The following is a 26,202-nucleotide window of genomic DNA, read 5'->3' on the forward strand; positions in this document are numbered from 1 at the left end:
TCAAAATAATTAAAAAATTCATACGAATACAGACTATTTCGTCACCGATAAACGACTATTTTTCCCATATTGGAAAAAATAATTTTTATGTTACAATGAGCGAACGTCAGAGGACTGCGCTCCTCCGGCGTCACAAAAGGAAGAACAGTTCCGGTTTTTACCCGAACAGACATCTTCCGAATAATTAAAAAATTTTTATCTTCAACTAAACAAAGAAAGAAATGCAATAAGCCTTTACATGTCTTCATCTTTTTTTAGGCAGACCGTCAGGACTGCTTCCAGACTTTCCCGCAGGGAAATTCAGAAAAATGAAGTTTCATAAAACGGAATGCCGTATCGTAAAGACAGAAAACAACAACGCACTTTGCATAAACTTTAAATAAGTAATAAGGACCCATCATGTCATATTTATTTACTTCAGAATCAGTATCTGAAGGACATCCTGATAAAATTGCCGATCAGATTTCTGATGCGGTACTGGATGAAATTCTCAAACAAGACAAATTTGCTCACGTAGCATGTGAAACCTTTATTAAGACCGGTATGGTTCTCGTAGGCGGCGAAATCTCAACTACCGCCTGGGTAGACATTGAGGCTCTTGTAAGAAAGGTTGTATGCGACATCGGCTATAACCATTCAGATATGGGATTTGATGCCAACTCCTGCGCCGTGCTGAATGCCATCGGCAAACAGTCTCCAGACATCAATCAGGGGGTTTCACGTGAAAATCCAAAGGATCAGGGTGCCGGTGACCAGGGGCTGATGTTTGGTTTTGCCTGTGATGAAACCGACGTGTTCATGCCGGCTCCTATTACCTATGCGCACCGTCTGATGAAGAGACAGGCTGAAGTACGTAAGAACGGCACTCTCAAGTGGCTCCGTCCTGATGCAAAGAGCCAGGTAACCTTCGTTTACAATGACGACGGTTCAATCGAAGGTATCGACACCATCGTTATTTCAACACAGCATGACGAAACAGTTACCAACAAGGAAATTCATGAAGGTGTCCGTGAAGAAATCATTAACAAGGTAATCCCTGAAAAGTGGCTTACCGCCAACACCAAATACTTCATCAATCCTACCGGTCGTTTCGTAATCGGAGGTCCTATGGGCGACTGCGGTCTGACCGGCAGAAAGATCATTGTTGACACCTACGGCGGCTACGCCAGACACGGCGGTGGCGCATTCTCAGGCAAGGATCCGTCAAAGGTGGACAGAAGTGCCGCCTATGCGGCAAGATACGTTGCCAAGAACGTGGTAGCGGCAGGTCTTGCCAAGAAGTGTGAAATTCAGGTTTCATACGCAATCGGTGTTGCCGAACCAGTATCACTCTCAGTAAACACCTTCGGTACCGGTATCATTTCTGAAGCCAAGCTTGTGGATATCATCAGAAAGACTTTTGACCTGAGACCTTACGGTCTTATTGAAATGCTCAATCTCAAGAGACCTATCTATCTTCCAACCGCAAGTTACGGTCACTTCGGTCGTGAAGAATTCCCTTGGGAACAGATCGACAAGGCTGAAGTACTCAGACATCTGGCTAAGTAAATCTTAAATACCTGAAATTAACATGGGGCGGATAACCGCCCCATGTTTTTATTACAGGTTCCGAAAATAAATTCACTCGCAGAGACCATCTTCCGCAGAGTTTCCGATCTACTGCTCAATTTTCCTGAAACAGCGTGATTCCATGTCAGTCATGAATACAGCACCGCTGATTACGTCTTCCGTAAGAAACAAAAAAAGTGTCCGCACACGTCCAGACACTTTTTCTTAATACGTCGTTACTAAAACTTACTTCTTAAGGTAAGCGTTTACGTTGTTTTCGATTCTGGCAAGCAGGTCACTGTCAGATGACTTTTCAAGCTTTTCACCGATAATGTTTTCGTAAAGTTCAAGATAACGTTCAGAAATTGAATTTACGATTTCCGGAGTCATTTCAGGAACCTTCTGACCTTCCTTACCCTGGAAGCCGTTGCTCATTAACCATTCACGTACGAATTCCTTTGAAAGTTGCTTCTGAGGTTCACCCTTGGCAAATCTTTCTTCATAACCGTCCTTGTAGAAGTAGCGGCTTGAATCAGGAGTATGGATTTCGTCCATCAGATAGATTTCACCGTTGTAGGTACCGAATTCGTACTTGGTATCAACGAGGATAAGACCTCTCTTTTCAGCAATTTCAGTACCGCGCTTGAAGAGAGCAAGAGCATACTTTTCAAGAACAGCATATTCTTCAGGAGTTGCAAGACCCTTGGCAAGAATTTCTTCCTTGGAAATGTCTTCATCGTGAAGACCTAATTCAGCCTTGGTGGTTGGAGTGATGATTGGTTCAGGGAACTTCTGATTTTCTCTCATGCCTTCAGGAAGCTTAACACCGCAGATTTCACGAACACCGCTCTTGTATGCTCTCCATGAACTGCCGCAGAGGTAACCGCGAACAATCATTTCAATAGGGAAACCCTTACACATAACACCAACAGTTACCATTGGATCCGGAGTTGCCAGTTTCCAGTTAGGACAGATATCTGCAGTTGCGTCAAGGAACTTGGCGGCAATCTGATTCAGAACCTGACCCTTGAATGGAATTCCTTCAGGGAGAATAACGTCGAAAGCGGAAATTCTGTCTGTAGCAACCATTACCAACTTTTCATCGTTGATATTATAAACATCACGAACCTTGCCGTGATAAACACTCTTCTGTGAAGGAAAAACAAATTCGGTATTAGTTAATGCTGAAGCCATAATTTATAACTACCTATTCAATCAAAACACGGAGTCTTATCTCAACTCGATGATAACGACACCAGATAAAAAAGAGACCATACGGTAATACTGTCTGAGTATTCTTCATAGGCTTTTTCCGGAAAAACCGGGCCATCCGGACTTCCGACCGAACAGTCATCCGGGACGGTATTCCTCTGACCTATGACGGGTACCCGTCACTTCCCTATATTAATAGGTGATAGTTTATTCTTTTTCAATTTGCATATCAAGTTCAAATATAGACATCCGACTTAACAAAAAGCCACCGTATAAAAACGGCGGCTTCACGAATGTCACTGCTGTCCGAAGTCCTGATACGGACTTCGGACCAGGCATGAATATTCTTTTTAAACAGCCTTCTGCGCAAGAACGCTGATGTTTTCCTCGGCAAAGCTGTCAGTTTCGACCATCTTGAGTATTTCAGCTTCAGAATAGCTTTCATGATAAACAACCACATAGCTGGTATCACCTGGCTTGAGGAAATGAGTTTCACCGTATTCTGTGTAACGGGTGGCACCGATGCTTATCAGAGCCTGCTGAGGCTTGCCGCAGTCAAGAAGGTATTCATGAATGTTTTCAGCCGGACCTTCATCCTTCTGGTTGTTCATCTTGTCCACAATCCAGTTGAGGAGAGTGTCATACATGTAGCTGTAGTCTCTGGCAGCGCTGTTTACACCGTATACGTTAACCACCCCGTCACGCTTGAGGAAGCAGGCAATCCGGTATGAGGAAATAACGCCGTCGGCAGTAAAGCTGTCAAGAGCAATCACATTTGAACTGAAGCCCTTGCTGGCAGCGCCCCAGTTTTTCTTTTCACTGATCTTCCTGGCACCTGGACGTCTGATTGAGCAGTCATTGTAAGCCCCGAAGGCTACCGGCTTGAGAGATTTAACCTGGTCTCCTTCATATTCGATATCGCAAAGAATACCAACTTCAGGTTCAATCTGATGATTTTCCGCAATGGTTCCGGAAATATCCACTCTGTCTGAGGATATAGGATAGGTATGTAAAAAGGTATCCAGTCTGCTTTCGGCACATGCAGGCAGATAGAACGGGAAAATAGCCTTCGGAGCCTTCACGTCCTTTACGGCCACATTTCTGAAATCCGATGCCTCTCCGGCCTGTTCAAGATGACCGGTAAAATTGCCGGCTACGCCAAGACCGATAACTTTCTCTAAATTCATTTTTTACTCCAATAACCGCCGTCACCTGTCCGGGAACAGAACCGTCCGGAGCAGGATGTCTCCTGCAGGTTCAAAATATCGTTCAAAAAGGTCTTCATGCTCAAATTACTTGCACAAAAACACAGCCAATAATGTACAATTAGTCTGTAAAACTATTGCATGATAATATCAAAAATTGACTGCTACCGCAGTGAATTTTTTTATTCTATGAGAATACCGGGTAAAAATACGGACACGACATTTTATGAGAACCGTAAGAGTATACGACAATCAGCCGCTGCAGCTTAATTCCGAAGTGACTTTGGGCAGTGGTGCATTCAACCATGCCATTAAGGTACTGCGCATGGAAATCAACGATCCACTGACCGTATTCAACGGTGACGGAAACGATTATCAGGCCGTTATCACATCCATTCAGAAAAAATCAGCAGACATCAGGGTAACGGGAATTCAGAAAAAGGATAACGAATCCCCTATCAGAATCCATCTCGGTCAGGTACTTAGCCGCGGAGACAAAATGGATTTCACCGTACAGAAGTCGGTGGAGCTCGGAGTCAACGTGATAACACCTCTGGTATCCGAACGCTGCGGCGTAAAGCTGAATGACGAACGCAGTCAGAAAAAACAGGAAACGCTGCAGAAAATCGTCATCAGTGCCTGTGAACAGTGCGGCCGTGCGGTAATTCCCGAAGTAAGACCGCTGATGTCTCTCGAGGAGTTTCTGCAGGAAAACACCGCAGATGATGAACTCAGGGTAACCATGAACCCTTATGCCGACACCAGATTCAAAGATCTTCCTCAGGCCGGAAGCTACCGTCTTCTCGTTGGGCCTGAAGGCGGTTTTACTGATGAAGAGGTTGAACTCAGCATTAAATCTGGATACCGTGACGTTCTGGCAGGACCGAGAATTCTCAGAACCGAAACAGCGGCTCTGGTGGCCATAAGCATAATACAGTCCTGCTTCGGAGACATCTGAGACAAAAACACAAGGATAAACACAAGAAACACCTGACGCCGGAGTGTCAGACGTAAAAAACAGGAAGAAGCAATGATTTCAGAAGATATTTCCCAGATTTCAAAAAATCTTGTACTTGGCAAAAAAACGGCATACGAAACTCATTACAATGCCGGGCTCCTTCAGACAGTTCCGAGATCTCTGAATCGTGACACTCTGGACATACGTACTCCATTCTTCGGTTATGACGTATGGCATCACTACGAAATTTCATATCTGAATTTCAGAGGCAGACCGGAGGTGGCTGTGGGAATCATCTACGTTCCGGCCGATTCCGAATGCATTGTCGAATCAAAGTCACTGAAGCTGTATTTCAACAGTTTCAACATGACCCGCTTTCTCAGTCTTGAAGCAGTCAGAAGCACCGTGGAAAATGATTTAAGCAGGGTTCTCGGAACGGAAATCCGCGTTGAGATGTACCGACCTTCCGACGTTCCCCAGTCTTTTGCCATCGGGAATCCTGATGCCGAAAGTCTTGATGAACTTGACATTACCGTTTCCGAATACACCATTCATCCGGATTTCATAAGTCAGAGCAGTGACGGGAAAATCATTACAGAAGCCCTAAAATCAGATCTTCTGAAATCAAACTGCCTTATCACCGGACAGCCTGACTGGGGTACGATATACATCAAATATACGGGAAAAAAGATAAACCACAAAGGACTGTTGCAGTATATTATATCTATGCGTACCCACAACGAGTTCCATGAACACTGCGTGGAAAGAATTTTTACCGACATAGCCAACAGATGTGAAGTGTCCTATCTTGAGGTAAGGGCTTTTTACACCAGACGCGGAGGAATCGACATAAATCCGGTCAGGGCAACCGTTAATCTTCCGCACAGCTCACTGCGTCTGATTCGCCAGTAACAACCAGCAGGGTTTTAGTTATGTTAGACATGTTATTGATACCCATAATTCTTCCATCAATCGATGTGACTGAAGAACCGGCTATTCCTTCCCAGGTGGAGGTAGCATACAGCTATCAGGACAGAAACCCTTATAAATGCGTTGAGCTGATAAACACCTACATCGATGGAAAAATCCGTACTGACGTCACTTCCGGAAGCATTGCCGACAAGTCATTCAGACCGTCAAAACAGGCTGTTTCAGAAGAAAATGCTGAGAATTCCGAATCTCAGAACTCTGATGACAGTGTTACGCCGTCAGAAAATCAGGAAGAAGAGTCTTTGAAAACCGAAGAGGAACAGCCGGCAGCAGCCGAGAAAGAATCTCAGACCGACGCAGCCGCACATGTTCCGCAACCTGAATCTGATAACACTCATTCCGAACACACTGCTGAAACCGGCCCAAAACCGAGTGCCCTCTCACAGACAGAGGATATGGATACCAATGTCATAAGACAGGTGATTCTTGACGATATGGAATCAGAAAAGGAACAGGCAAGATCCGATTACCTGTTCGTTGCCAGAAATGCAGAAAAAGAACGTATTTTCAATGCCCTGATGTCCTGCAAAATCAAAGCGGGCATAGCCAGAAACGATGAGTTCAGAAATCACTATTCATACAGAAAAAACACCCTGACATCAGCCATATACAAATACAATAAAATCAGAACAGCCCTGCAGAACAAGACAATAAAACCTTCTGACATTAATTTTATTCAGAACCCTTCGGAACTGAACCGTGAAAATTATCAGAAGATCAAACCGTACATACAGCTTATAGAACTTTACAAACTTTCTGAAAGCAACAATCTCAAGGCAGTATCATTTTTCGAAAACAACATAAATGATCAGGCTTTCAACAGTTACCCGGAAAGCGTAAAAAACGCCTTCTGGATACAGGGATTCAATCTGTATTACGGGCTTAACCACAAGAATATCGCATACTACCTGCTGAATCTGGTAGAAAAAAACTACAGCGGCAAAACGCAGTACACGTACACCAATGCCATTCTTGCCAAGCAGCTCAGCATGCTGGCGATGGAAAACAAAGACTTTGAATATGCCGAAGAACATTTGAGCAGATACGTATCCGTTATTGAGCATATTCCTGAAGAACAGATGAATTATATCGATAATCTGCTGCAGCTGAGTGACCTTAAAATAAAAACAGGTCATTCAAATGATGCCGTTACCCTTCTGAAGAAGGCAGATCATCTGATAAATTACACCACCATGGATAAGGCAGATGAAGAACGATTTAAAGGAATTCTTTCTCATCTTTACATTGAGGTTCACGAATACGAACGCGCCCTGTTCTATCTGGACACGGATAACCACAATTATTCCTTTGACAGTGAAAAAACAATTTCCCTTCTGAGACTCATCGATCTAGCCATAGCCCTCAACGGCACCAATCAGACCAGTAATGCTGCCCAGCTGATGAAAACCATTGGCGGTTACCTTGACAAGCTCCCGGATCAGTACAAGCCTCTCTACTACCACACCAATGCAGCCATTGAAGCCACTCAGGGAAATTATGCCGAAGCCTATAAAAACGTGGAAGCCGCGTACGGGTACGGTAAGAATCTGTACACCAGACTTCCAGACAACCAGTCTCACAATCTGCCGCCTCCTACGTTCTATCAGAACTATCTGCCGCATAACAATAATATTGTAAGCGTGCCGATCAGAATGATGATCGTCATGCTTTCAGGCTCCACCATTCTGTTCCTGATAGTTGTCCTGGCATTTTTGCGTTATTACAACAAATCAAAGGAACTTGAACGTGAAATTGACAGAATAGAAGACGATTATCCGCAGTCATTGAGCAGTGACATCAAAAACTACAACGACTTCATGAACTTTATTATCAGACAGAGCATGAATTACCATCAGTCTGATAATGACATGGGCACCAAAAACATCGATCTCATCAATAACAAGGATATCTACCAGATATTCATACCCGGATTTACCGATCTGTCAATAAAGAGAGGTTACAAACAGGCCCAGAATCAGAGAAACGCATTTATTGACAAGCTGCAGAACCTTCTGCACATTGCTTCCGACATCTATGTAATCAGCGACGCCCGTTACGTTATTGTAACCAAACCGAATGCCGACATGGATGCATTTACAATGAGTAACACCATCATAAATAAAATAGAACAGGTACTTAAGGAACTGCACATTGATCCCGTGGTCAATGCAGGCATCATCAGCTACCCGTTCATCAACAGTGCTCCTTATTCGCTGGAATCCACAAGAATTTTCGAACTGCTATCACTGGCTCTTGCCGGAGCAAGATCCATAGCTGATCATAACCAGCAGTCTTCCTTTGTAAGACTCAATGCGAACAGACTTGACAAGAGCAGTATTCAGGACGGAGACACCTATGCGAGAGCAATCAACTGCATCAAGAAAGGAAGCATAAAGACAATCTCCCTGCCTGAAGAAAGTCAGATAGACTGGCAACAGATTCAGGAAGACACCTTGCTTTAATCAGCAGGAGCGGAGCACTCATTTTCTGATGTGTGTTTAGAACATCTCTGTTTTACACCACCGGACGATTGCGGTAAAAAAGCAGCGCAGGCATGGCTATCCCCATGCCTATGGCGAGCAGCACCGTTGAAGTTATTATGCCGTTCTCAAAAAATGATTCAATAAGTCCGGCCTTTGTTTCTTCAGCGTTTCGCATCTGAATAATTGACAGAAGAGTAAGATAGGCAAATTTTCCCGGAATTATAGGCACAATACTGGCAACAGTAAACACCAGGCGAGGCACTCTCAGTCTCGGAGACAGGAAAATAAACATCAGGCTTATGGTTATACTGGCTATGAATGAAGATGCCACAATTCCGAATCCCACGTTATTAATACACACTGTTCTGGTGATATGGGCCACAGCACCTCCGAGAGCCGCATACGGCACATATTTCAAAGGTGTATTGAACAGCATGGCAAAAACTGCGGCCGGTACGGCACTGAAACAGAAATCAAGCAGATATAACTCAAGACTCATAATAAATCTTCTCTTTGTTTTTCATAATTTATCACCGAAAAACGGTGATGACAGGCAGTCTCTTCCTGCCCGGACTTACCTACCATTTATCTATCGGCAGAATGGAAAAAGCCGTCATGATACCAAGACATACGGATGCCACCAGCATAATGGAATTTATAAGTCTTGTGGCGCCCACGGATGTGTATCCCTTGAACAGATCCAGAATTCCCGTTATGAAAGGGAATCCGGGAACCAGAAGAAGCAGACTTACCACCATGGCAACAGCCAGATTGTATTCACTTAAATGAAAAATTCCAGTACCGACCCAGAAGGAAATAATGGTACTGATGAAACCGCATGTCGTAAAAATAAACATGTCGAACAGGTGAAATTTCTGCATCAAGAGCTTACATGCCATGGTTATGGTACCGGCTACAAGTGCTGTCATGCTTGCATCCATATCCCCTCCGTTTATTACGGAAAAGGCGGCGGTGGCAATCCCCACTGCAGCAACCATAAACAGACGGTTGTACGAAAACTGAGGAATGTGTTCCAGCTTTTCCATAAGCTCATCAGCAGTTATAAGACCTTTTTCCGCATCCTGACAGAGACGGGTATAAAACACCAGGTTATGCATGTTGATACCTACCCTGTCGATACGGCCGAAGGTGGTATACTCCTCCCGATACTCACGTTCATCGGATACGGGAAATACAAGCTTGACGCCGACGGATCCAGGACTGACTATGACTGTAGCCTGGCAGCCGTAGGCGCTGGCAACTCTTTCGGTAGTCTGAATTATCAGACGGGTTTCTGAACCGCACATGTACATCCGCCTTGCCAGAGAGACAATAAGCTCAGCAAAATCGTTATTTTTCATACCATTTCCATGCTACTCATAAAACTTTTCACCGGTATCGGACAGCAGATATTGACTGCACAAAGTCAAAACCGGTAGGGTCCTATCATTCTATCATAAACATCACTGTTTACGTGGATGAATGAAAAACAGGCGAACCGCAGTATTTGCCTTTTCCTCCGTCTGCTGAAAACATGGATATACGTTCACTTTCATCAAAACATGACAGACATATACGGAATTTTTGATTACTTTGAATTAAGAATTCTTTAAACAGTATGTGAATACGCAGAAGATCTGATGGAACAGAAAACAATTATGGCTGTCCGGAGCCATACTGATTGATTAAGGATTTCTATAAGATATATCTGAAGATATTTTGATTCTCATTCCCGATGGTGCGGGAAGAGAGACTCGAACTCTCACACACAAGGCGCCAGAACCTAAATCTGGTGCGTCTACCAATTTCGCCATTCCCGCGTCTCATGGGGTGGCTGATGGGGTTCGAACCCACGACAACCGGAATCACAATCCGGGACTCTACCAACTGAGCTACAGCCACCATAGAGATGTATCAGCAAATGGCGCGCCCTGAAGGAGTCGAACCTTCGACCCACGGCTTAGAAGGCCGTTGCTCTATCCAACTGAGCTAAGGGCGCATACCCTTTTCGAAGATGGTCGGCGATGCAGGGTTCGAACCTGCGACCCTCTGGTCCCAAACCAGATGCGCTACCGGGCTGCGCTAATCGCCGATGCCATTTTGCTAACAGGTGTGCATGATAGAGTACAAACCCTGTTTCGTCAATCATTTTTTTGTAAAAATTTAATTTTTATGTTTTATTGATTGAGTTTTAGTCATTTTTACTGAATTTGAACAAATTTAAGACAGAAACATAAAGTCAACTTCTGATAATCTTCTTCACAGGCCGTTTCAGCAGGTCCGCAACTGTCAAATCAGTAAAAAAAACGTCAAAAACAATATATTTAATCAATGTATCACTGTTTATGTATAAAAACTGTTATTATATTCAGTCAAATCAAGGTAAGCGGACACACGCATGTCCGTAATGGGAATTTTTTGTTCTGACGAACAGATATGAACTAATAACTTAAAACAGTTCAGTACTCATATGCCTGACGTTATTCACCGGTGAATTCTATGTGCAGCCCAAAAAAAAAAAAACAATAATTCAGATAACCACAACACTCAGTACATGACATATATTCTGAGACCTAATCAGTTGCTCAAAATGAGGGAGACTCTCAGAAGCATATTCATTTTTCCGAACGAGTCAAAACACAAAATAGCCGAACGAATATCCGTTACCGCAGCTGAAAAGAATAACAATAGCGCTAATAAAAAACAGGGAGTAACTCTGTCCAGAAGGTTTGTCGCACTTGTGGAAAACCTTCTTAACCTCGGATATGAAATAAAAACCAAGGTCAGAGATGAGAACGGTCACCCCGTCTATCACGGCAATTCCTGCTGCAGTTCATATGGTCATACACCTTGTCATAACTATATGACCTTTTTCAAGATATACTGCTGTCTGAATGATCAGAATCTGTTTCTGATGATGTTTCTTATCTCTTCACTGTGCGAAACGACCTTTACCGTAAGACAGATGTCAGACAAGTGCAATTCCCTGTTCTACGACAGTGAAGGCGATGACAAACAGGATCATTACAAAAAATACGGCGACAGAGCCAAATTACTGCATAGAAACGGAATTCTTAAATACGAAAAACGCAAGTACTCGATCTCAGACTCATACACCATTGATTCCGTATTCGGAAACATGAATCAGAATATTATTGATTTCATAAATTTTTTTACAATCTATTCTCCTGTCGGGCTTCCGGGTTTTTACATCAGCAACATTCTGAATATCTTTTACGAAGGACAGTTTACCAGGGATAATTTCATCTATAAATTCTACAATCCGTTCCCGACCATCAATCAGGAAATAAAATACAACCTGCTCTATTACATTTCCATGAAAAGAAGTGTAAAAATAAGCTACTTCAAGGAAGAATACACGGGAAATTCCAGAAAAAACAAAATCAGAATGACCTGCGTTCCATTGAAGATTCTTTACCGCCAGCTGGTATGTCGTGAATACCTGCTTGCACACGGCGCTGAAGATGATAATTTCATATCAGTAAGACTGGACAACATTACCAGCGTGGATCCGGGAGAGCCTGTCTCTGCCGATGAATTCAACGTACTCTCCGAAAAACTGAACAGACTGAACATCAACTCTTCAAGGATCAGTGAAAATCCTGATATGGTAAAAATCAAATTTCAGATTCCTCCTGAAGAAAAGTATGTCCTTAACAGACTTGAAAGACAGGCAAACCCTAACAGTAAAATCATATGTGAAGACCCTGAGCGTCATATTTATGCATACAGTTCAGAAATTTCCGACGAAAATGAAATGCAGAGTTGGCTGAAAACATTTATCGGCCGCATTGTAAATATCAGCACCACAGGAAAACAGCTGGGAGAACAGTTCAGCTCCGACCTGAAACAGATGATGGATATGTATAACGTTAAATAAAATGTCAGGAGACTGATAACATGACCAAAAAATTCGATATAAACGAAATTGAAAATATTCTGTCACCGCTGTACAGCTACGATATGTTCGCCATGCTGAAAATCATAAGTTCCACAAGCATAAACGAGCTCGGCTCCTTTGATCCGCAAAAAATCATCAAAACAACATTTCCGCATCACTATGCCAGAGAAAACAATGTGGAAAAATTCATCAGGGACTGTAAAAAATCTGAATTAAAATCCTTAAAAGCCGACACTCCGAAAATAACAACCAAAACCATGCCTCTTACCTATCTGGAATTAAAATGGCTGAAGCTGGTAATAAATGATCCCAAAGCCAGACTTTTTCTCAGTCAGGAGAAAATTGATCACATAAGTGAACTGTTAAAAGATATTCCCGAACTGTACGATTCAGCCGCCATGGAAATTCAGGACGGAGAAAAGCAGCCTGACAGTTTCAGCTCACCGGAATATATTGAAAACTTTCAGACAATATACAGTGCCCTAAACAATCGAGGCATACTGGAAATTAATTACCGCACGAACAACTCTGACTCGCTGATTACGGGACTCTATCTGCCGCTGCGTATGGAATACGATTTTCAGTTCAACATATTCCGTCTCATATGTCTGCCTTTCCCTGATGAACAATCTTCTGAAAATACCGAACAGAATAAAGACAACATGATTATGACTTTTAATCTTCGAAACATAATCAATGTTAAAAAGTCAGGGAAAATAATCTCCATGGAGAAAAAGCGGGAAATTATTGAACATTGCGTTGTTCCGGAGAAAACCATAGACATAACAATAAAAATATCATACGCCAAAAACACTCTTGAACGCTTCATGCTGATGTTTGCCTACTACTCAAAAGATCTGAAGAAGGTGACAGATGACTCATGTACAGTTACAATGACGATCCCGGAAAATGATTTGTCCAACGTCATTATCAACATTCTGAGATTCGGCATCACAGTTCAGGTTCTCAGTCCTGACCCGGTTATTGAAAAAATCCGTGAAAAACTTCTTAAACAGAAACGGCTTCTCGAACAGGATCAGCAGTGATGTCGGTGAATACAGGTCATATTAAACAATATGCGTACAATATAAAATAAGGAGTCAGCATGTCATCTATAGAACCATATCAACTGCTTCAGATTTTTCTGATTTTCTGTGTTTCCGGAACTTTCGCTGGAACACTTGCAGGCCTGCTCGGTATAGGTGGCGGTATTATCTTTGTACCTGTTTATCACTACAGTTTCATCTATTTCTTCAATATGGATCCCGGTGATGCCATTATCACGGCAACAACCACTTCCCTTTTCACCATGATCCCTACTTCACTGTCCTCATGTTTATCACACCTCAGAAGAAACAACATTGATAAACAGCTTTTTATCAGATGGCTTCCTTTCATGATTGTCGGAGTTCTGCTGGGAACCGTTTTTGCCAGACTGTACGGTGGTTTATGGCTGTCAACTCTCTTTGGATGTATTCTGCTCTTTGCCGCAGTGAACATGATTATTCTGTCTAAACTGCCTCCAAGATTTGAAAATCTGCCAAAGCCTCCTCTTCAGTACTGCATGCCTACAGCGATTGCCTGTCTGTCATCCATGCTCGGCATCGGCGGCGGAACTCTTACCGTACCGACACTTTCCCTGTTTAAGTACGACACGGTTAAGGCTATAGGTACTGCAGCTGCAATAGGAACCGTAATCTGCATTCCCGGAGCACTGTTCATTCTTGTAAGAGAAATTATCTATCCGGTTGAAATCGCCAACAGTCCTGCCCTTACCCTGGGTCATATCGCATTTCTGGCGGTACTTGTGGTACTTCCGTTCTCCATGCTCATGGCTCCTGTAGGTGTGGCAATCAATAAAAGAATGTCCCAGTCTTCCCTGAAACTGCTGTATGCGGCATTACTGATTTTTACGGGAATAAAGATGTTACTTAACGGATTGGGAATTTAAGATTTTAGTTAGAATAAACTGATCCCTGACATTATCAAGAGGTATATCGGCTGCCACCAGAGAAAGAAATCTGACGTTGATATCTTCTTGATAATCCACATTTCTTATGACATTTCCGGTGATATCAATATTGTAATTGACGTCTATCTTCATAATGTATGACTTATCCCTGAAGCTGTCCTGATACTTGTCCAGAAGATACAGGGCCAGCTGGGATTTGTATTTGGATATCTTGCGGTTGCTCCATTTGCTGTAGTCAGAGTTTTTAAACAGCTTTCTGCTCTGACGCCAGTTTTTTTCACCGAATTTGGTAATTAGTGACCTGACAACATCGCGACCGTTTCCGGAGAGTTCACTCTGACAGCTGCACCACACCAGTGAATTCATTCTGTTCTTTAAGGAAAAATTCTTGAAAATAACCTGAGGCAGTTCCTTGTAATGCTGTAGTTCGTAACTGAAATCACTCTTGAGACTTTCCTGTATTTTTGAGCTTTCGCAGACAACACTGTCCCCGCGGTCACATCCTGCCGTGCAGGTCATGACGGAGAAAGTCATCAATGAACAGAAAAATACCCTATAGTCAAACATACGGAAGCAGTAAAAATATCAACAGGTTACGTGGAGAACTGACGGAATATCCGCGAAGCAGACACTATATATTTTAACATAGACCTAACAAATAAATTAAAATTTTTGAACAACCTCAATAAAAAATTTATTCAAACACTCTTCCAACAGTTCTAAAAAAACAAATAAAATAACAAATATCAGATACATGTATTATAATACGCAAAGATTATTGTACACATAAGGGGTATTCAATGTCCGCTAATATTATTGACGGTAAGGCTATTGCAGCTTCCATCAGAGCAAAACTCAAAGCAGATGTAGATCAACTGGTTGCCAAAGGCAAGCGTCGTCCCGGCCTGGCCGTTATTCTGGTTGGTGAAGATCCTGCTTCTCAGATTTATGTAAAGGGCAAGAGAAAGTCATGTGAAGAAATCGGATTTGTGTCAAGTGCACACGATTTACCTGCAGATACCACGGAAGAAGAACTTTTGGCTCTTGTTGACAAGCTTAATGCAGATGATACCGTTGACGGAATTCTGGTTCAGCTTCCATTACCTAAGCACATTGATTCAACTAAGGTTATCGAAAGAATCAAGCCTGACAAGGACGTTGACGGATTCAATCCGTATAACGTAGGTCGTCTGGCTCAGAGAATTCCTGTATTACGCCCTTGTACTCCGAAGGGAGTCATTACCCTGATCAACAGCACCGGTATCGACCTTCTCGGTAAAAACGCCGTTGTTGTCGGCGCATCCAATATCGTGGGCCGTCCTATGACTCTTGAATTCCTGCTCGCAGGTTGCACCACCATTACCACTCACAAATTCACCAAGGATCTGAGATCTTTTGTTGAACAGGCTGACGTTCTGGTTGTTGCCGTAGGCAAGCCTAACTTCATTCCTGGAGACTGGATCAAGCCTGGCGCTGTTGTTATTGACGTAGGCATCAACCGTTTACCTGACGGGAAGATCTGCGGTGACGTTCAGTTTGATCTTGCAAAGGAAAGAGCTTCATACATCACTCCTGTTCCCGGCGGTGTAGGTCCTATGACCATCGCTTCACTGATGGAAAACACTCTGGAAGCATACAGACTGTATCATAACGATTAATAATCCGGAGACAGCCGGACAGCAGGCGTCCCGTAACACCATGCAAAGGTATAGACGGAATTATCGTTTATACCTTTTTTTATTGTTTTTTATAAAAAAGCAGCCACCGGCTGCTTTCTCATAATATCAGTGACGATTACGTCTTAGAGGGTAATCACATCAAAATCAACTACAGGATTAACGTCAGCACTGTAATCCACGTTGGCTACACCGAAACCGAAGAGCTTCAGGAAGTCAGCCTTGTAGCATTCGTAATCAGTAAGAGCCTTAAGGTTTTCAGTGGTAATCTTAGGCCACATGTCACGACAAGCGTTCTGAACCTTGTCATCAAGTTCCCATGAGTCCATTCTGATACGGGACTTGTCATCAAGGTTGTGGTATGCAGGCTGGTTAAGTTCGGTATTGAACATTCTGAAGATATGATCAATAACTTCTTCGTGAACGCCCTGATCCTTCATAACCTTGAAGCACATTGAAATGTAGAGAGGCATTACAGGGATTGCTGATGAAGCCTGAGTGATAACAGACTTGAGTACTGCAACATTCGCCTTGCCTGAAACACTGCCAAGCTTGGTGTTGATGGCTGCAGCCGCACGATCAAGGTCTTCCTTTGCCTTACCGAGAGTACCGTTCCAGTAAATAGGCCAGGTAAGATCAGTACCGATGTAGCTGTAGGCTACGGTCTTGAAACCGTCAGCAAGTACGCCGGCATCAAGCAGTGCATTAATCCAGAGTTCCCAGTCCTGACCGCCCATAACCTTAACTGTGTTGGCAATTTCTTCTTCATTTGCAGGTTCGATTTCAGCCTGAATGATTTCATCCTTGTTGGTATCAACGGCAGTGGTTCTGTAAACTTCACCGATTGGCTTGAGGGATGAACGTACGAGTTCACCTGTTGAAGGAATCTTTCTTACTGGAGAAGCCAGTGAATATACAACCATGTCAATCTGACCGAGGTCCTGCTTGATCAGCTCGATAACCTTTGCTCTGCATTCGTCTGAGAATGCATCACCGTTTATGTTCTTTGAATAAAGTCCCTTGGCCTTGGCAAACTTGTCAAATGCCGCAGCATTGTACCAGCCTGCAGTTCCGGGCTTCTTTTCAGTACCAGGCTTTTCAAAGAAAACACCGATGGTTGCCGCACCTGAACCAAAAGCAGCACTGATTCTTGAGGCAAGACCGTATCCGGTTGAAGAACCAATAACGAGAACCTTTTTAGGACCGTTGGCAATCGGGCCCTTGCTTTCTACGTATGCTATCTGATTCTTAACGTTTTCCTCACATCCGGTTGGATGGGTAGAGGTACAGATAAAACCGCGAACTTTTGGAGTGATAATCATTACTTTTTCTCTCTAAATCTAATAAAAAATCTTGTTTTATTGACACACCCACAAGCCAAAGCTTGATTGGATTCTTGCTTCCACGTCCACCGATCTGCCGCATGGCTTCAGTCTTACACGGACTCCACAAGCGTAAATTCGGATATGTCCTACCCTATCATAGCTTTCATCCCTTCGGCTAAAGCCATCGGGTTTTTAGCCTGGAGATATTTTATAAAAACAAAAGCCGTCAGAGCGTAAACATAAAAATGTCAGACCGACAGGCAATGATGAAAATTATAAAGATAATGAGCTCTAAAAACAATAAAACCGTTCCCGATTGCTAGATCTCTCTCATGTTAATCATAAAAATATCCACACTAGGTCAGTCTGCGTGTATCCGCAATATTCGTACTGAGGTGACATATCCACATGTTTGAATATGAACTCCTGAATTATTAACAATGATAAAAAATGATAATTAATATAAATCATACATCTTATTATTACCGGTCATGTGTGATACAATCACTCCCGAATTTTTAACAGTTTTTTAACCTGTGCACAGCGCTTTGGAATAAAGCCTTGCACACATGTGTAAAATAAAGACTTATTATCATTACCGGAAATGCTTAACTTAAAAAATATCGCTCTCAGCCTGTGTGCAACCATGCTGTTTTCAGCAGCTTCAGCTGATGAACTGAGTGAAATCAACAGCAAAATGCCGTCAGGCGCCGCCAACGGCGTGGCATACAGTTATGATGATTTGGCCTCAGTATACGGTCAGAACATGGATGACTATTACAGACCTGCTTCAACCCAGAAGGTTATCACCGCTCTCGCCGCGCTTCTTTACCTCGGACCGAACTATCAGATAAAAACCAGACTGCTTGTTAACAACAACGCAATTTCCTCAAACGGAAGTCTGTTTGTGAATAACGGAGTTCTCAACGGTGACATAGAACTTGAATTCCGCGGAGACCCTCAGCTTAAAAGAACCGATATCAAAAATCTTCTGGACACTCTCAGAAAAGCAGGTGTAAGAAAGATTAACGGCACGCTCTATCTCAACTACGGCTACTTTGCCGGTCATGACTATGCTGAAGGATGGTCCTGGGACGACCTCAGCAAATGTTTTACCGCTCCTCCGGCATCAATCATCATTGACGGAAACTGCACGTCAATTCAGCTGCACGCAAAAACCATCGGAGGTCCTGTAACAGCCGTTGTTCCTGCCAACACTCCAATTACGGTGGACACCACGGAGCTGGAAGTTGTTACCGCCAGCGAATTCTACGGCGGATGTTCTCTTGACATGCAGAGAGATTCACACAACGTATACAGACTTTCAGGATGTATCCCTGTACAGAAAAAGGAACCTCTCGGAATCTCCGTTGCCATTCAGGATCCTAACGAATGGGGGCAGAAGATCGTTTCCGGCCTCATCAGAGATCTCGGCATTACGGTCAGCGGCGGTGTAAAACTCACCCGCAAGACCAAGGGTGTACAGATTCAGTATGCCTCATACCTCTCTCAGCCTATGCATGTAATGCTCAAGCGCTGTCTGCTGAAGAGCGTTAACATAATTGCCGACAGTGTTGCCAAAACCATCGGCACCGTTTATTACAACAGACCTGCCAACTACTACATGTCTTCAATCGCCATCAGAAATATTCTGAAAAAGCATGACATCTACCTTGGCAACGCCACGGTAATTGACGGCTCAGGTCTTTCTCCGCACAATCTGATAACTCCGAGACAGATGCTGAACGTTCTTGAATTCATCAAGCTGCACAATGATGAAATTCACATGATAGAACTTCTTCCTGTAGCAGGTGTATCCGGAACCCTCGGCGGCCGCGGAAGTCTTATGAAAGCACCGCTTCTCAAGAACGTTACCGCCAAAACCGGAACTCTTGACGGAGTATCAAACCTTGCAGGATTTCTGAAGGACAACAAGGGAAGAACAGTACCATTCGTGTACTTTATGAACAACCTTTCATATGATGAGAAAACCAGACAGATGATACATGCCAAACGTATCAGCAAACCTCATTATCCGCATGAAAGAATGATTCTCGAAGCGATTTACAACGACCGCAAGTTCCTTAATCCGTAAAATACTGAATCTTCGCACCATCAGCATGAAAAAGGCACAAAGATAAAATTACCCATCTTTGTGCCTTTTTGTAATATAATGAACCTTACTACCTTTTATTTTAAGAAACACGACCGTACTCTTAAATAGGGTTATCGAAACATGTTCCGTACGGTTCTCCTCCGTGAATAAAAGTGAGGTGCTCCCCGGAAATGTTGGTTTTACGAATACAAGATAAATAAAGATAAAACATGAATATCATAGATAAGTCACATAAGCTTGATAACGTTTGCTACGACATCAGAGGCAAGGTTCATATCGAAGCACGAAGAATGGAAGACGAGGGCCAGAGAATTCTTAAGCTGAATATCGGCAATCTCGCCACTTTCGGTTTTGAAACTCCTGAAGAAATTGTTAAGGACGTGGTTCTCAACATCAATGCAGGTCAGGGGTATTGCGATTCCAAAGGTATTTTTTCGGCGCGCAAGGCCATCGCCCAGCATTATCAGCAGAAAGGACTTCGTCAGATTGAGCTTGATGATATCTTTATCGGCAACGGTGCTTCAGAACTTATCGTTCAGTCAATGCAGGCACTGCTGAACAACGGAGACGAGGTTCTGGTTCCTGCTCCGGACTATCCTTTATGGACTGCCGCCATCAACTTAAGCGGCGGACGTGCCGTTCACTACATCTGCGACGAACAGTCAGACTGGTATCCGGATCTTGAGGACATCAAGAAGAAGATCACCCCGAGAACCAGAGGTATTGTTCTCATCAACCCTAACAATCCTACCGGCGCGGTTTATTCAACCGATCTGCTGCTGGATCTCATCGAAATCGCCCGCCAGAATAATCTGATTATTTTCGCTGACGAAATCTATGACAAGATTCTTTACGATGATATCGCCCACCACAGTATCTGCACCCTCTGTGACGACGTGCTCGTGCTTACCTTCAACGGTCTGTCAAAAGCATACCGCGCATGCGGATTCAGACAGGGATGGATGATCATCAGCGGTCCTAAACAGTACGCCAAGGACTACATTCAGGGGCTCAACATTCTCGCCTCCATGAGACTGTGTGCCAACGTACCGATGCAGTTTGCCATTCAGACAGCGCTCGGAGGATATCAGAGTATCAATGAACTCATCATTCCGGGCGGAAGATTACGCCGTCAGAGAGATCTGGCCTACGAATTAATCAACTCCATCCCTGGAATAAGTTGCGTGAAACCTAAGGGAGCCCTGTACATGTTCCCTCGTATCGATCCTAAGGTTCACAAGATCAAGGATGACCAGAAGATGGTTCTTGATCTGCTTAAGCAGGAAAAGATGCTCATCGTTCAGGGTACCGGATTCAACTGGCCGGCTCCGGATCATTTCCGCATCACCTTCCTGCCTCAGGAAGAAGTGATTCAGGATGCATGCACCAGACTCCAGAGATTCCTGAAGACCTACAGACAGTAAACATGTATTTATAAATACCTGATAAGCCCTGAATCATATGATTCGGGGCTTTTTTATACATCGGCAGCAAAATTATCCCCGAAAACAAAATATAATGATCAGGATAATTGATTTTAAGGGAACTTCTATGAAAAGCACATTCCTGGCGTGGATTACACGTATGCCTCTTATTAAGAGATGGTCACTGATGCACAGCTTCAGAGAGGAAAACATTTCAGAACACAGTCACATGGTGGCGGTAATTGCGCATCTTATCTGTTCCGTATCAAACGAATATTTCGGAACGAATCTCAATGCGGACAAGGCATCAACACTGGCTCTGTTTCATGAAATATCGGAAACCAAACTTCAGGATCTGAATTCAAAAACCAAATACCAGACTCCTGAATTCACCAGACAGTTCAAGATTCTTGAGCATATTGCCGAAACCGAATGCGTGAACACCCTGCCGGAAAAACTCCGTAGAATATACGCCCCGCTGATTATTCAGGACGAAACCGACGAGGAATACCGTAGAATCGTAAAATATGCGGATGTTATTGCAGCTTACGTTAAAACCCTGGAAGAACAGCGCTTCAACAATAATGAATTCGCCCATGTCAGACAGACCATGCATGCCAGGGTAACCGAAATATGCAGTCAGAATCCTGCAGTAAAAATGGTTGTGGATACTTTTATCTCCAGCTGCATCTGTTCACTGGACGAACTTACCGGCATTGACCGTGACAACGGATTTAACGGCAATTAAGAGTTTTTACGAAGATCTGTCCATCTGGCATAAATTATGCTTGATATTTAAATGAACACGTTTAATAACGTTTTTGGTTTTGTTATCTTTTTTGTGGATGTAATTTTTTGCATCCACTTTTTTTATCAAAGAACATTTTCTCGGTTTCTAGTTTCCCATAATCCTCTGCATACATCTTTGGCTTCATTTCCGGCTCCCCCGATATTTTTTAAATTTTAAATAGCTTATTACGCTTAAAAATGAGAAAATTATAAAAAATTAGGAATGAAATCATGAGCAGAGATGACAAGGTATCGTTTATCGTAGACAGTAACGGCAGAAAGACCCATGCGGTTATTCCCATGGATGCTTATCAGGAGATTCTGAATCTGCAGACCATACTGAAATCCAGCTTTGAGCTAGACGAAAAGGAGACTTACTACTTTTCCGTCAAGGGAGTTAACGCGTCTGGTTTTCCAGTCGGCAAACGCTCCACTCCAAGCTTCATGCTCAATAAAGGTTCAATGATTTCACCAAAATGTGCAAATTCCTTACGTCAGCAGGTTGTGGACATCAGAAACGTGCTTATCGAAAACGGCACCCTGTCCTATGACAGCAAACTCAACTGCTACATACTTAATGAAAGCTACATGACCACCAGTCCCAGCTTTGCGGCCTCTCTGGTTGCCGGCAACAACAGAAGCGGACTGGATGTATGGACCACCAAGGACGGCTACTCCCTGAAAGATTCAGGATACGGTCCTCACGGAAAGGAAGAACAGTTTTAAGACATCCGTTCCGTGACATCGATTCGCAGCCGGTTAGGTTTGAATAAAACTTAACGAACCTGCCGTAAATTCAGATTTATTGTTCACATGACATTTTTGTGAAAAGAGAGAAAAAATACAAATGGCATCATATTCTTTATCGTCTTTCAAAATCAGATTGATAAACTCAATTCTTTTTGAGAATTTTAACAAGGACGTTCCTTTAGACCGTGTCTACGCAAATCATTTCAGGAAAATCAAGCTGGAACCTCAGGAACAGTCTCTCATCATTGATCTGGTTAACGACCTCATCAAAAGACTGAACTACTATTCTTTCATTGCAGGTTACAACAAGCCTAAAGACGGCAGAAGACATATCAACAAATTAATCTGTGCACTTCATGTCGAAAACAAGTGGCCTGTGCCTAAGGGATTGTCAGACTGTGATGATTTCAGTGAAAAACAGGCAAAGATCAGAAAGGAGCATGCAAAAGAGATTCCTAACCTGAAATACGGCTGTCCTGAATGGTTGGATCTTCTGGGTAAAAAGGAACTCGGCGACAGATGGGAAAAAGAAAAGATTGCTCTCAGCAGAAAACCTGACCGCTACATCAGAGTCAACACTCTGAAGGTAACCAAGGAACAGCTCTGTCAGATGCTGAGTGCTGCCAGAATCAAATATGAAGTCTGTGAAAACAGTGAAGATGCCCTCAGAATAACCAGCAACACCGATCTTTTCAAAACCCAGATGTTCAAGGACGGTTTCTTTGAACAGCAGGATGCTGGTTCACAGGAAATCTCTCCGTTCCTGCAGGTAAAACCCGGCTTGAGGGTAGTTGACGCCTGTGCGGGAGCAGGAGGAAAGACTCTTCATCTGGCCGCCATCATGAAGGGTAAAGGCGTAATCATTGCCATGGATGACAAGGACTGGAAGCTTCAGGCTCTCCGTGAAAGAGCCAAAAGAGCAGGAGCATTCAATATTGAAACCAGACACATTGATTCTCCGAAGGTAATCAAGAAACTTAAGGCTCAGGCTGATCGCGTTCTGCTCGACGTACCGTGTTCAGGCACCGGTGTTCTCAAGAGAAACTTCGACACCAAATGGAGTGACAACAGCAACGACATCAGGGAACTGACCGCCATTCAGGCAGACATCATCGACAGATATTCACAGATGACCAAGCCAGGCGGAATTCTGGTTTACTCCACCTGCAGTATTCTGCCTATGGAAAATCAGAACCAGATTGAGACCTTCCTTAAAAACCATACTGAATTCGTTCTTGAAGATCAGAAAACCGTATATCCTTCAGAAGGCGGTGACGGTTTCTTCATGGCCAGAATGAGAAGACTGACGGAAGAGGAAGCGGCAGCCCGCGACAGTGATGCCGAAAACGAATCTCTGTCTGCAGCAGAAGCACCTGCAGAGGAAAATACCGCAGAAACATCTGAAGAATAATCGTTACTTCTCCGCACGTACTGATTCGTGAAGGATGTTCACAGCAAAAAGCCTGTTTCCGGATACGGGAACAGGCTTTGATTTTTCAGAAAACAGACCTGAAATCATCTCAAGATTTCAGGTACTGTCCTTGATTAGAACTTGAATGGAGCAGCTCTTACCCCCTTCTTGGAAGGTTTTGCTGCTGACTTTTTGGCAGGCTTCTTGTCAACAATCTTCTTGGCGCGATTGTGGTCGGCGGCTCTTGCTCTGTCCTTGCGGCGATCATTGCTGTTCTCATCATCACTGTAATAGTGTCTGATTTCCAGTGCACGACCGCAGACACGGCTCTTCTTAAGGATTTCCATTGTTTCCTTCGGCATGCCTTCAGGTAAATCGACTGTAGCAAAGGTATCGAAGATATCAATGCAGCCGATATACTGGCTGTCAATTTCACCTTCGTTGGCAATGGCACCCACGATCTGACCGGCCTTTACACCGTCACGGTAGCCTACGGCCACGCGGTAACGAACCATCTTAATGTCAGGGAAGTCCTTCAGAGGCTGAGGAATGGCTGACGGACGCTTCTTAGGTCTTGGCTCGCCGGTATGTTCCGCTCTTTCAGCCCCGGTTTCATAATCGAAATCAACACTGTTGTTTCTTACAAAACGTTCTCTCGGAGATTCCTTTCTGAATGACCTGTCGTCATCCAGCATCTTCTGCTTAGGTTCAGGCTTTTCTTCAAGGAACAGAGGTTCGTTGCCCTGAACCAGTTTGGCAAGCGCCGCACACAAATCGATAGGATCTATGGCGTCATCCACCAGAACTTCATTGATTAACTGCTGATACGGCTCAAGATCGTCAGCTTCCAGGCTCTTAAGCATTCTGTTCTTGAAGGCCATTACGCGGTGTCTGTTGATATCCTGAGTGGTAGGAATGGTCATCGGTTCAATCGGCTGCTTGGTTGTATGCTCGATAAGACGAAGCATTCTTCTTTCCTTAGGAGACACGAACAGAATGGCATCACCAGTTCTGCCTGCACGACCTGTTCTGCCGATACGATGCACGTATGATTCAGGATCATACGGAATATCGTAGTTAACCACATGGGTTATACGATCCACGTCAAGACCTCTTGCAGCCACGTCGGTGGCAATCAGCACATCCAGAATGCCGTTCTTGAGTCTTTCCACGGTCTTTTCACGAATCTTCTGCGGAATGTCGCCGTGCAGAGCCTCACAGGCATGACCTCTGGCCGCCAGCTTGTTGGCAAGTTCTTCAGCAGCGGTCTTGGTTCTGGTAAAAATAAGGAGAGCATCATAAGGCTCTACTTCAAGGAGACGGGTAAGAGCATCAATCTTGTGCAGACCTGATACCAGCCAGTATCTCTGACGTACTGTGGTTGCGGTGGTGGTTTTTGAAGCAATCTTGATTTCAACAGGATCCCTCAGATACTGTCTGGCAACCTTTTTAATCATTTCAGGCATGGTTGCGGAATAAAGAGCAATCTGTCTGTTTTCAGGACACTTCTGAATAATCCATTCAACATCCTCAATAAAGCCCATCTGCAGCATTTCATCTGCTTCATCAAGAACCAGCGCCTTTAACTTATCGAGCACCAGGGCACCGCGCTTGATGAGATCCATTACACGGCCTGGAGTACCCACAACAAGCTGGGCACCGCGCTTTAAAGCCTTGAGCTGCACGTCATACGAAGCACCGCCGTAGATTGGAAGCACGCTGAACTTCTGCAGATACTTGGCAAAGCTCTGGCAGGCTTCGGCAACCTGAAGCGCAAGCTCTCTGGTAGGTGCGATAATCAGCACCTGTGTGTCTCTGGTTTCAACATTGATTCTGGAAAGCAGCGGTAAGGCAAAAGCCGCGGTCTTACCGGTTCCGGTCTGAGCCTGACCGAGAACGTCACGGCCTTCAAGCAGTGGCTGAATAGACTTTTCCTGTATAGGAGAAGGCATTTCAAAGCCAAGCTTTTTAATTGATTTTAAGACTTCTTCTCTTAAGCCAAAATGATCAAAACCATTTTCTTCGACTTCAACCTCAGCTGATTCAGTCAGTGATTCGGCATTTTCCGCAGCCATATCCTGATTGATGTCTTTAATTTCTTCAGACTGTGTAGCAATATTGTCAGTCATTATGTACCTCATAGTAAATCTTAAGAAACAGGCTTAAAAGAGCCGGCAGTGTTTTCCCGCAATCCGCACCGGATAAAAATTCCGGTTTCCCCCAAAAACAACATATTCACCTACGCCATGATTCCCCGGGAAACCACCGGCTAAGGCAGATTCCCGAAAAAATGAACGCAACTGTATAATCAACACATGGTTTCAAAACAGCATCAGTCTCCGCAAATCAGCACGATTCCATACCGACCGATGAATTTAAACAGATGTCAGACATGAATAAAGCCCCAAAAAAAACCTGAGG

20 protein-coding genes and 4 tRNA genes are annotated in these 26,202 nt (G+C 43.7%); 13 read left to right on the forward strand and 11 right to left on the reverse strand.

The window, feature by feature from the left end; genetic code table 11:
• The first annotated feature begins 399 nt into the window (after positions 1–399).
• On the forward strand, positions 400–1,548 hold the full coding sequence (gene metK / locus T489_RS0101760; protein WP_031578331.1) for a methionine adenosyltransferase: 1,149 nt from the start codon (positions 400–402) through the stop codon (positions 1,546–1,548).
• A gap of 246 nt (positions 1,549–1,794) precedes the next feature.
• Here metK and T489_RS0101770 read toward each other — a convergent pair whose 3' ends face one another.
• Both T489_RS0101770 and T489_RS0101775 read right to left on the reverse strand, forming a co-directional pair.
• Positions 1,795–2,742: a phosphoribosylaminoimidazolesuccinocarboxamide synthase gene (locus T489_RS0101770; protein WP_031578332.1), complete on the reverse strand. Its 948-nt coding sequence runs from the start codon at positions 2,740–2,742 to the stop codon at positions 1,795–1,797.
• A gap of 368 nt (positions 2,743–3,110) precedes the next feature.
• Positions 3,111–3,947, reverse strand: a complete 837-nt coding sequence (locus tag T489_RS0101775; RefSeq protein ID WP_031578333.1) for a DUF5718 family protein — start codon at positions 3,945–3,947, stop codon at positions 3,111–3,113.
• A 244-nt stretch (positions 3,948–4,191) separates the two neighbouring features.
• Between T489_RS0101775 and T489_RS0101780 the strand changes: the two genes are divergently transcribed.
• The 3 genes from T489_RS0101780 (at position 4,192) to T489_RS0101790 (ending at position 8,375) form a co-directional block, all read left to right on the forward strand.
• Positions 4,192–4,923 carry a 16S rRNA (uracil(1498)-N(3))-methyltransferase gene (locus tag T489_RS0101780; protein ID WP_031578334.1) on the forward strand — a complete coding sequence of 244 codons (732 nt, stop codon included), beginning with the start codon at positions 4,192–4,194 and terminating at the stop codon, positions 4,921–4,923.
• 72 nt (positions 4,924–4,995) lie between these two features.
• Entirely contained in the window at positions 4,996–5,835 is an 840-nt protein-coding gene (queF, locus tag T489_RS0101785) for an NADPH-dependent 7-cyano-7-deazaguanine reductase QueF (RefSeq protein ID WP_051621703.1), read from the forward strand.
• A 20-nt stretch (positions 5,836–5,855) separates the two neighbouring features.
• On the forward strand, positions 5,856–8,375 hold the full coding sequence (locus tag T489_RS0101790) for a hypothetical protein (RefSeq protein WP_031578336.1): 2,520 nt from the start codon (positions 5,856–5,858) through the stop codon (positions 8,373–8,375).
• A 52-nt stretch (positions 8,376–8,427) separates the two neighbouring features.
• On the opposite strand, the gene T489_RS0101795 is transcribed toward T489_RS0101790, so the two are convergent.
• The 6 genes from T489_RS0101795 to T489_RS0101820 all read right to left on the reverse strand — a co-directional run bounded on the left by T489_RS0101795 (position 8,428) and on the right by T489_RS0101820 (position 10,488).
• Positions 8,428–8,895 carry a threonine/serine exporter family protein gene (locus tag T489_RS0101795; RefSeq protein ID WP_031578337.1) on the reverse strand — a complete coding sequence of 156 codons (468 nt, stop codon included), beginning with the start codon at positions 8,893–8,895 and terminating at the stop codon, positions 8,428–8,430.
• A 79-nt stretch (positions 8,896–8,974) separates the two neighbouring features.
• Positions 8,975–9,757 carry a threonine/serine exporter family protein gene (locus T489_RS0101800; protein ID WP_031578338.1) on the reverse strand — a complete coding sequence of 261 codons (783 nt, stop codon included), beginning with the start codon at positions 9,755–9,757 and terminating at the stop codon, positions 8,975–8,977.
• A 375-nt stretch (positions 9,758–10,132) separates the two neighbouring features.
• Positions 10,133–10,216 (reverse strand) — tRNA-Leu (locus T489_RS0101805).
• A gap of 6 nt (positions 10,217–10,222) precedes the next feature.
• Positions 10,223–10,298, reverse strand: a tRNA-His gene (locus T489_RS0101810).
• Positions 10,299–10,318: 20 nt separating this feature from the next.
• Positions 10,319–10,395, reverse strand: a tRNA-Arg gene (locus T489_RS0101815).
• A 16-nt stretch (positions 10,396–10,411) separates the two neighbouring features.
• Positions 10,412–10,488 (reverse strand) — tRNA-Pro (locus T489_RS0101820).
• 498 nt (positions 10,489–10,986) lie between these two features.
• Here T489_RS0101820 and T489_RS0101825 point away from each other — a divergent pair.
• The 3 genes from T489_RS0101825 to T489_RS0101835 are packed head-to-tail and all read left to right on the forward strand — an operon-like array spanning position 10,987 to position 14,269.
• Complete coding sequence (locus T489_RS0101825) at positions 10,987–12,297, forward strand: WYL domain-containing protein (RefSeq protein WP_198020390.1); 1,311 nt, start codon at positions 10,987–10,989, stop codon at positions 12,295–12,297.
• 20 nt (positions 12,298–12,317) lie between these two features.
• Entirely contained in the window at positions 12,318–13,364 is a 1,047-nt protein-coding gene (locus T489_RS0101830) for a WYL domain-containing protein (protein WP_031578340.1), read from the forward strand.
• A 59-nt stretch (positions 13,365–13,423) separates the two neighbouring features.
• Positions 13,424–14,269 (forward strand): sulfite exporter TauE/SafE family protein, encoded by an 846-nt coding sequence (locus tag T489_RS0101835; RefSeq protein ID WP_031578341.1) that lies wholly within the window; start codon positions 13,424–13,426, stop codon positions 14,267–14,269.
• On the opposite strand, the gene T489_RS0101840 is transcribed toward T489_RS0101835, so the two are convergent.
• Positions 14,246–14,827 (reverse strand): hypothetical protein, encoded by a 582-nt coding sequence (locus T489_RS0101840; protein ID WP_157608028.1) that lies wholly within the window; start codon positions 14,825–14,827, stop codon positions 14,246–14,248. The genes T489_RS0101835 and T489_RS0101840 overlap by 24 nt on opposite strands.
• A gap of 263 nt (positions 14,828–15,090) precedes the next feature.
• Here T489_RS0101840 and folD point away from each other — a divergent pair, with 263 nt between their 5' ends.
• Positions 15,091–15,948: a bifunctional methylenetetrahydrofolate dehydrogenase/methenyltetrahydrofolate cyclohydrolase FolD gene (gene folD, locus T489_RS0101845; protein WP_031578343.1), complete on the forward strand. Its 858-nt coding sequence runs from the start codon at positions 15,091–15,093 to the stop codon at positions 15,946–15,948.
• Positions 15,949–16,091: 143 nt separating this feature from the next.
• Here the strand turns inward: folD and fabV are convergent, their stop codons facing one another.
• Entirely contained in the window at positions 16,092–17,288 is a 1,197-nt protein-coding gene (fabV, locus tag T489_RS0101850) for an enoyl-ACP reductase FabV (protein WP_031578344.1), read from the reverse strand.
• A 607-nt stretch (positions 17,289–17,895) separates the two neighbouring features.
• On the opposite strand from fabV, the gene dacB reads away from it, so the two are divergent.
• The 5 genes from dacB to T489_RS0101880 all read left to right on the forward strand — a co-directional run bounded on the left by dacB (position 17,896) and on the right by T489_RS0101880 (position 23,781).
• Entirely contained in the window at positions 17,896–19,386 is a 1,491-nt protein-coding gene (gene dacB, locus T489_RS0101855) for a D-alanyl-D-alanine carboxypeptidase/D-alanyl-D-alanine endopeptidase (RefSeq protein WP_051621704.1), read from the forward strand.
• A gap of 230 nt (positions 19,387–19,616) precedes the next feature.
• Positions 19,617–20,831: a pyridoxal phosphate-dependent aminotransferase gene (locus tag T489_RS0101860; protein WP_031578346.1), complete on the forward strand. Its 1,215-nt coding sequence runs from the start codon at positions 19,617–19,619 to the stop codon at positions 20,829–20,831.
• A gap of 127 nt (positions 20,832–20,958) precedes the next feature.
• Positions 20,959–21,579 (forward strand): 5'-deoxynucleotidase, encoded by a 621-nt coding sequence (gene yfbR / locus T489_RS0101865; RefSeq protein WP_031578347.1) that lies wholly within the window; start codon positions 20,959–20,961, stop codon positions 21,577–21,579.
• A gap of 272 nt (positions 21,580–21,851) precedes the next feature.
• Positions 21,852–22,346, forward strand: a complete 495-nt coding sequence (locus T489_RS0101875) for a DUF4357 domain-containing protein (protein WP_031578348.1) — start codon at positions 21,852–21,854, stop codon at positions 22,344–22,346.
• 121 nt (positions 22,347–22,467) lie between these two features.
• On the forward strand, positions 22,468–23,781 hold the full coding sequence (locus tag T489_RS0101880; protein WP_051621705.1) for an RsmB/NOP family class I SAM-dependent RNA methyltransferase: 1,314 nt from the start codon (positions 22,468–22,470) through the stop codon (positions 23,779–23,781).
• Positions 23,782–23,915: 134 nt separating this feature from the next.
• On the opposite strand, the gene T489_RS0101890 is transcribed toward T489_RS0101880, so the two are convergent.
• On the reverse strand, positions 23,916–25,733 hold the full coding sequence (locus tag T489_RS0101890) for a DEAD/DEAH box helicase (protein WP_232218268.1): 1,818 nt from the start codon (positions 25,731–25,733) through the stop codon (positions 23,916–23,918).
• Between the last annotated feature and the right edge of the window lie 469 nt (positions 25,734–26,202).

This window comes from Ruminobacter sp. RM87, from assembly GCF_000701925.1.
GTDB classification, from domain to species: domain Bacteria; phylum Pseudomonadota; class Gammaproteobacteria; order Enterobacterales; family Succinivibrionaceae; genus Ruminobacter; species Ruminobacter amylophilus.

Bases quoted from the DNA above. Each gene is read 5' to 3' on its own strand.
- T489_RS0101790 (WP_031578336.1), top strand. From the start codon at position 5,856: ATGTTAGACATGTTATTGATACCCATAATTCTTCCATCAATCGATGTG.
- yfbR (WP_031578347.1), top strand. From the start codon at position 20,959: ATGAAAAGCACATTCCTGGCGTGGATTACACGTATGCCTCTTATTAAG.
- T489_RS0101775 (WP_031578333.1), bottom strand. From the start codon at position 3,947: ATGAATTTAGAGAAAGTTATCGGTCTTGGCGTAGCCGGCAATTTTACC.
- T489_RS0101890 (WP_232218268.1), bottom strand. From the start codon at position 25,733: ATGCCTTCTCCTATACAGGAAAAGTCTATTCAGCCACTGCTTGAAGGC.
- T489_RS0101800 (WP_031578338.1), bottom strand. From the start codon at position 9,757: ATGAAAAATAACGATTTTGCTGAGCTTATTGTCTCTCTGGCAAGGCGG.
- T489_RS0101770 (WP_031578332.1), bottom strand. From the start codon at position 2,742: ATGGCTTCAGCATTAACTAATACCGAATTTGTTTTTCCTTCACAGAAG.
- T489_RS0101780 (WP_031578334.1), top strand. From the start codon at position 4,192: ATGAGAACCGTAAGAGTATACGACAATCAGCCGCTGCAGCTTAATTCC.
- dacB (WP_051621704.1), top strand. From the start codon at position 17,896: ATGCTTAACTTAAAAAATATCGCTCTCAGCCTGTGTGCAACCATGCTG.
- queF (WP_051621703.1), top strand. From the start codon at position 4,996: ATGATTTCAGAAGATATTTCCCAGATTTCAAAAAATCTTGTACTTGGC.
- T489_RS0101795 (WP_031578337.1), bottom strand. From the start codon at position 8,895: ATGAGTCTTGAGTTATATCTGCTTGATTTCTGTTTCAGTGCCGTACCG.
- T489_RS0101880 (WP_051621705.1), top strand. From the start codon at position 22,468: ATGGCATCATATTCTTTATCGTCTTTCAAAATCAGATTGATAAACTCA.
- folD (WP_031578343.1), top strand. From the start codon at position 15,091: ATGTCCGCTAATATTATTGACGGTAAGGCTATTGCAGCTTCCATCAGA.
- T489_RS0101825 (WP_198020390.1), top strand. From the start codon at position 10,987: ATGAGGGAGACTCTCAGAAGCATATTCATTTTTCCGAACGAGTCAAAA.
- T489_RS0101830 (WP_031578340.1), top strand. From the start codon at position 12,318: ATGACCAAAAAATTCGATATAAACGAAATTGAAAATATTCTGTCACCG.
- metK (WP_031578331.1), top strand. From the start codon at position 400: ATGTCATATTTATTTACTTCAGAATCAGTATCTGAAGGACATCCTGAT.
- T489_RS0101875 (WP_031578348.1), top strand. From the start codon at position 21,852: ATGAGCAGAGATGACAAGGTATCGTTTATCGTAGACAGTAACGGCAGA.
- T489_RS0101835 (WP_031578341.1), top strand. From the start codon at position 13,424: ATGTCATCTATAGAACCATATCAACTGCTTCAGATTTTTCTGATTTTC.
- fabV (WP_031578344.1), bottom strand. From the start codon at position 17,288: ATGATTATCACTCCAAAAGTTCGCGGTTTTATCTGTACCTCTACCCAT.
- T489_RS0101860 (WP_031578346.1), top strand. From the start codon at position 19,617: ATGAATATCATAGATAAGTCACATAAGCTTGATAACGTTTGCTACGAC.